The sequence below is a fragment of the Nocardiopsis listeri NBRC 13360 genome (genome assembly GCF_001570765.1).
GTDB classification, from domain to species: domain Bacteria; phylum Actinomycetota; class Actinomycetes; order Streptosporangiales; family Streptosporangiaceae; genus Nocardiopsis; species Nocardiopsis listeri.
On record NZ_BCSH01000116.1, the window covers coordinates 1 to 6498 of the forward strand.

The following is a 6498-nucleotide window of genomic DNA, read 5'->3' on the forward strand; positions in this document are numbered from 1 at the left end:
AAAACCGCCGCTGCGGGTGAGAGACGTGCCCGGCCGGTCGGGGTCGTCGGAGAAGAGCGCATCGAGGTCCCATCCTCGATCCTCCGGGAATGCCGACACGACGTCGCGGCCCTCCTGGACGAGCCGCCAGAGCTCCTCCGGTGAGACGGCCCCGCCCGGGTAGCGGCAGCCCATGCCCACGATCGCGATCGGCTCGCCGCTGAAGGACGGCCGTGCCTCGGGGAACAGGGGTTCGTCGGCCTCGTCCAGGAGTTCGGCGTGCAGGTGGTCCGCGAGCGCTTGGGGCGTCGGGTGGTCGAACACCACGGTGACGGTCAGGTCGAGGCCGGTCACCCGGTTCAGCCGGTTGCGCAGCTCGACGGAGCCGACCGAGGTGAACCCCAGGTCCTTGAACGCCGTGGTCGCGCCGACCCCGGCGGCCGCGGAGAGTCCCAGGACGGCGGCGGCCTCGGCGCGCACCAGATCCCGGAGGACGGCGCGCCTGCGGAAGGGCGACAGGTCGTCCAGGCGGGTGCGCAGGGTCTCCCCTCCGTTGGGCACCGCGCCGCGCAGCGCCGCCGGAACGGAGTCCTCCTTGCCCCGCAGGTCAGCGGTGGACAGGGCGAGGGGGACGAGCACGTCGCCGTCGACGGCGCGGGCCGCGTCGAACAGGGCCAGTCCCTCCTCCCTGGTCAACTGGGCGACGCCGTGGCCCTTCCACCAAGGGCGCCCGGCTTCACCGAAGCCGTCGTCCCCCGCCCAGGGTCCCCAGGCGAGGGAGGTCGCGGGAAGTCCCTCCGCCCGCCGGTGGCGTACCACGGCGTCCGCGTAGGCGGACCTCCCCGCGCGCTCGGCGGAGTCCGGGGCGCCGAGCACCCCCGCCGCCGCCGTGCAGACGATGAACGCTTCCAGGGCGAGATCGGCGGTCCGCTCGTGCAGTCGCCACAACCCGTCCGGGTCGAGCCCGGTATGGACGACGACGGACGGACGGTCGTGCGCGAGGCGTTCCTCGACTTCGTCGGGGGTGGCGGCCAGGACGGCCCGGCTCACGCCGTGCTTGGCGACCAGGTGCTCGGCGATGGCCGAGGCGGGTTCCCCGTCCCCGACGACGAGGGCGGTTCCGCTGAGGGCGGGCACGGCGAACTGGGTGGTGGAGGCGGCGTTGGTCAGCCGCGGGACATGGGCCCGTCCGCCGCGTACGGCGACCTCCGTCTCTCCGGCGGCGAGCGCCGCGACCAGCGCGGAGGGAGAGTCCGGGTGGTCGTCCATATCGGCCATGGCGAAACGGCCGGGTCGTTCGGCCATCGCCGTGCGGAGCACCCCCCAGACCGCCGTGTGCACCGGGTTCTGCCCGATCGGTGCCAGCACCGGCCCCTGGGTGACCAGTACCAGGCGTGCGTCGGCGGACCGCTGGTCGGCGAGCCAGTCGCCGACGGCGCGCTCGGCCTCGGCGATTACGCCCCGCACATCGTCGGCCTCGGGCACGAAGTGCGCGAACACCAGCCGCGGGTCACTGTCGTTCAGGTCCACCGCGTGTGCCAGGCCGAGGGTGTCCCGGTCCAGGACGGCACAGGTCGGCGGCGGTACGTCGGTCGTCGGCGCCTCCCGCCAGTCCAGCCGGTACAGCCAGTCGCCGCGGGCCGCGGTGGTGGCCAGCAGCAGCGCGGAATCGCTGACCAGCGTGTGCCGGGTGATCTTCCCGGTGGAGGTCCGGGGGATCTCCTCGACCCGGTAGACCTCCTCGGGGACCTTGTAGTAGGGGAGTGCGTCACGGCAGACGGCCAGCGCGGCCGCCGCGTCGAACCCGTCGGAGGACGGCACCACGTAGACGGCGGGCGTCTCGCCCAGGATCTCGTGTGGGCGTCCGGCCACGGCGACGTCGGCCACGCCGGGCAGCACCCGCACCACGTCCTCGATCTCGGCGGGGTGGATGTTCTCGCCCCCACGGATGATGAGTTCCTTGATCCGCCCGCTGATGGTCAGGTACCCGGCGGCGTCACGGGTGGCCAGATCGCCCGTCCGGTACCAGCCGTCGCGCAGGGCCAGGTCGGTCTCCTCTCGGCGGCCGTAGTAGCCGAGCATGACGCTCGGGCCGCGTACCCAGACCTCCCCCTCCTCACCGACGTCGGTGTCCTCGTGGGTGTGCGGGTCGACGACGCGAACGCCCAGCCCGGGGACGGGGAGTCCACAGGAGCCGGCGACCTGCGGTTCGCCGGGCCGGTTCATGGTGATCGCCCCGTTGGTCTCGGTACTGCCGTAGCTGTCGACGAGGGGGACGCCGAACCGCTCGGTGAAGTCCTGCTTCAGGGACGCGGTGGCCACCGACCCGGTGACCAGGCATGCGCGCAGGGAGGGCATGGCCAATCCGGAGTCCTCGGACTCGCGCAGCAGGTGGTGGAACATCGTGGGGACGCCGACGAGGAAGGTGAAGGGTTCGCGGCGCAGCAGGCCGAGCACGTCGTCGGCGGAGAACCCCGGCATGATGCGGGCCGAGGCGCCGGCGGCCAGGACACCATGAACGCACAGCACGTGGCCGAGGGAGTGGAACAGCGGCATCGGCCACAGGACTCGGTCCTCGGCGGACAGGCCGAGCACCGGCATGTAGGCGGAAGCGATGGACCACAGGCAGTTCCGCTGGGTGGAGAGCACGCCCTTGGGTTGTCCGGTGGTGCCCGAGGTGTAGAGCATCCAGGCGTTCTCGTCGAGCCCGAGGTCGTCGGGGGCGGCGACGGCCGGTTCGGTGCCCGCCAGCTCCTCGAAGTCCAGTGCGGACTCGGACGCGGTGCCGCCGACCACCACGGTGAGCAGTTCTCGGCCCAGTCGGCGCAGCTGGCCGACGTGCGCTCTGTCGGTGAGGACGGCGATGGCGCCGCTGTCGTCGAGCAGGTGCGCCAGTTCCGGATCAGTGGCCCGGGGGTCGACCGGGACCCCGACCGCGCCCGCCCGGTTGACGGCGTAGTAGGACTCCAGACACTCCACACGGTTGCCGAGGCTGATGAGGACGCGGTCCCCGCGGTGGACCCCGTGGGCCGCCAGGTGGCCCGCGATGCGGCGGGTCCGGAGCTCGAGTTCCGTGTACGTCACGGCACGCGTCGCGTCCTCGAAGGCGACACGGTCGCCGAACACCCTGGCGTGGTTCCGCAACAGCTCAGAAAGCGGGCGAATGATCTCCGTGCGCAGCATGAACTCACTTCCAAAGACTCGAGGTGATCTGCGAACCAGGTTCGCGGTGACGGGAGGACGGGATCAGTGGCCCGGGGCACTCGTCCGGTATGCGCTGCCGGGCCCGGTGTTCACACTTCCGCGGGGGAGACGGATGCGGTTCCGCGCCCTTTCGGCCGGTGGTCGTTGAGGTAGTTGCTGCAGTTCTTGATGTTGGCCTGCAGCATCCTGGTCGCGGGGAGCCCGTTGCGGGTGTGTCGCAGCAGCAGCAGCGTTCCGTTCCCGCGCTTGAGCATCTTCGCGCGACCGCGCACCTTCCGGGCGCGCCCGCGGCGGGCCGCCTCGTAGGCCCGCAGGCCCTCGGCCGGGTCGGACTCCACGCCCGACAGCGCGTGGCTGAGCACCCAGGCGTCCTCCAGGGCCTGGTTGACGCCCCACCCCGCCCGCGGCGGGATCGCGTGCGCGGCGTCCCCGGTGAGGGTGATCCGCCCGCGACCCCACTGCTTCGGGACGTCGTGCATGGTGTGCGGCGCCTCCGCGATGTCCTCCTCGGTGAGGATGTCGAAGAGCGCGGACACCGGAGGAGCCCAGTCCCCGAACCCGCGCTGCAGATAGGCCAGCCGCGAGGGAGCGTCGTAGCGGCCCGGCGGCGGGACCTCGTCGGTGTCCGGCCCGGGCACGTGCGTGAGACCGTTGTCGAAGGGCACCTCGAACGACCAGTGGACGCGCCCGCCGCCGACCGGGTGCAGGGTGCACAGCCCCTTGGGCCCGTAGAACGTCGGTACCGCGTGATCGGCGCCGAGGTCGAGCGGCGCGCTGGTCGTGCCGTGCCAGGACGCCAGGCCGGTGTACTGCGCGTGGTCCGGTCCGAAGAGGTGGTTGCGGACCAGGGAGCGATAACCGTCGGCGCCGATGAGGACGTCCCCCTCGGCCTCCGTGCCGTCCGAGAAGAGGGCGGCGACCCGGTTCCCGCGTTCGGCGATGCCCGTGCACCTCTTGCCGACGCGCAGCACTCCGTCGGGAAGGGCGGCGAAGAGCCGTTCGACGACCTGCCCGCGCATGACGCCGACGCTGTGGGATCCGAGTCGGCGGCCGATCTCCGCCAGGCTGGTGCGCATGAGCGGTCTACCGGTGTTGGCCCACACGTCCGCGATGTCGATGCGCGCCCCGAGCCCGTCCAGGGGGATGCCCAGCTCGCGCAGGATCCCGGTACCGTTGTGCCAGATCAGCACGCCGTTCCCGCCCGACCTCAACAGGTCGAACCCTTCATGGAGTTCCACCTCGTGGCCGACCGCGGTGAGTCCGACCGCCGCCGCGAGGCCGCTCACGCCGGCCCCGACGATAACAATCTTCATGGTGTCCTCTCAGGATGCGAAGGTCAGATGGTGCGGGCCAGCCACGCGTGGACGGCGTCGGCGGTCGATTCCGAGCGGCTCTCCAGGATCGTGAAGTGGTTTCCCGGAACGTCGATCTCGATGTGCGGGGTCACCCAGGAGGCGCGCCACTCGGCGTAGCGGGGGTCGTCGAGTTCGGGCGAGTAGGGTTCCTCCGCCCGCACCAGCACGGTGGGGGCCGCCAGCGGTTCCGGCCGCCAGCCGGAGAAGAGCTGGTGGTAGCGGCCCATGGCGGACAGTCGGCCGTCGTCGCGCAGCGCGAACCCGGCTTCCCGGTCCGCGACCGCCTTGGTCAGCGTGGTCTCCAGCCAGGGGCGCTCGCGGACGACGTCGGGCGAGTAGCTGTCCAAGAGCAGGGCCCCGGCCGGGGTGTCGCCGTCGGCTTCGAGGTGTTCGGCGACGGCGTGCGCCAGCATGCCGGAGGCCGAGCGGCCCAGCAGCACGTACGGGCGTCCGTCGGCACATCGCCGCACGGCCTCCGACTGGAGGCGGACCAGGGCCGCCAGGGACTCCGGTAGCAGTTCGCCCTCGCGGTAGCCGGGCTCGGGCAGCGCCCACACCTCCAGCCGGTCCCGCAGCGCCGCGGCGAACCTCCCGTACTCGTGAGGGCCGGACACGGCGCTGAACCCGGGGAGGCAGAGGACGACCGGGCCGTTCCCGTCCGCACCGGGGGTCAGACGCACGGCTTCCGGCACGTGCCGCTCCGCCTCGGCCGCGCCGAACGACGGGCGCAATGCGGCCGCCGCCTTGACCAGGTCGAGCGCGGCCGTGAACTTGCCGTCGGCCGCGGCCTGCCAGTACAGCGCACCGATGCCGCCCGGCTCCGGTGCCCCTTCGGCTTCCCCCGTCCGCTCGGCCAGATAGGCGGCGAGGGCCGCGATGGTGGGGTGGTCGAAGATCAGCGTCGGGGGCAGATCCCGGCCGGTGGCCGCCGACAGCCGGGTTCGCAGTTCCGCCCCCGTCAGGGAGTCGAAACCGATCTCGAGGAAGCCCGTCTCCGTGTCGATCTCGTCGCCCGTGTCATGGCCAAGGACCCGTGCCGCCTCGGTCCGCACCAGGTCGAGCAGGTCCGCGGCGTCGAGGGCGCTCTCGGTCCCGTCCGAGCGCTGGACCCGGCGGGCCGCCGCCCGGGGGCGCTCCGTGCCGCCCTGCCGAGTCTGCGGCGACTCGGTGTCCGGCCCAGCTGTTCCCTCCGCCGCCGGAATGGCGGACCACTCGGGCCGGTCGGCCAGTTCGACCGCTCCGACCGTGGCCACCGGCGCGCCGACGTCATCGGTCACGAGGAGGGAGTAGCGCGCGCCGTGGTCCGAGCCCGAGTCCGGGTCCGAGTCGGAGTCGGAGTCGGAGGCCTGGACCGGAATCATTCGCACCCGGACCAGATCGGCACCGGTGGCGAACAGGCGGACGTCGTGCCAGCCGACCATCGCGGCGGCCGGTCCGCCGAGGAGTGGTGCCACCGCGTCCAGCAGGTCGTGGTGGAGGAGGTGGCGCTCCGCTCCGGAGTCCGATGCCAACGCCACCTCGGCGAACATTGTCCCGTCCTCGCTTCGCCACGCGGCGAGTCGCTCCGGGCCCTCGGCGTCCAGGCGCTCGGCACCGGGGGGCGGCCACTCCGTGAGGCCCTCGGTGGGCGTGTCACCGTCGTCTTTGCGGAGTGTTCCGGTGGCGTGCAGAACCCATGCCCCGTCCGGACCCGGCGACCACACCGAGACGGCGCGGGCCCCGGCAGCGGCCCCGTCGTCCGTGTCGGCGGCATCCGGGTCGTCCACGCGCACCTGGACCTGGGCGGGCCGCGCCAGCGGGGCCACCGCCATGAGGTCTTGGATCACGCCACAACCGACCTCGTCACCGGCGCGCAGCACCGCTTCGACCAAGCCGCTGCCAGGGAGGACACCCGAACCGCCCAGACGGCCCGACAGCACGAGACCACCGCCACCGGCCAGGCGGACCGGTCCGTCCCAGC

3 protein-coding genes are annotated in these 6498 nt (G+C 72.7%); all 3 read right to left on the reverse strand.

Translation table 11 applies throughout. The features are described 5' to 3' along the window. The coding region (locus tag NLI01S_RS24645) for an AMP-binding protein (protein WP_157091133.1) at window positions 1-3162 on the reverse strand (3162 nt) is incomplete at its 3' end. 110 nt (window positions 3163-3272) lie between these two features. Continuing rightward, complete coding sequence (locus tag NLI01S_RS24650; RefSeq protein WP_157091134.1) at window positions 3273-4496, reverse strand: FAD-dependent monooxygenase; 1224 nt, start codon at window positions 4494-4496, stop codon at window positions 3273-3275. A 23-nt stretch (window positions 4497-4519) separates the two neighbouring features. Beyond that, a partial coding sequence (locus NLI01S_RS24655; RefSeq protein ID WP_190318588.1) for a thioesterase domain-containing protein occupies window positions 4520-6498 on the reverse strand: 1979 nt, incomplete at its 5' end.

Bases quoted from the DNA above. Each gene is read 5' to 3' on its own strand.
- NLI01S_RS24650 (WP_157091134.1), bottom strand. From the start codon at position 4,496: ATGAAGATTGTTATCGTCGGGGCCGGCGTGAGCGGCCTCGCGGCGGCG.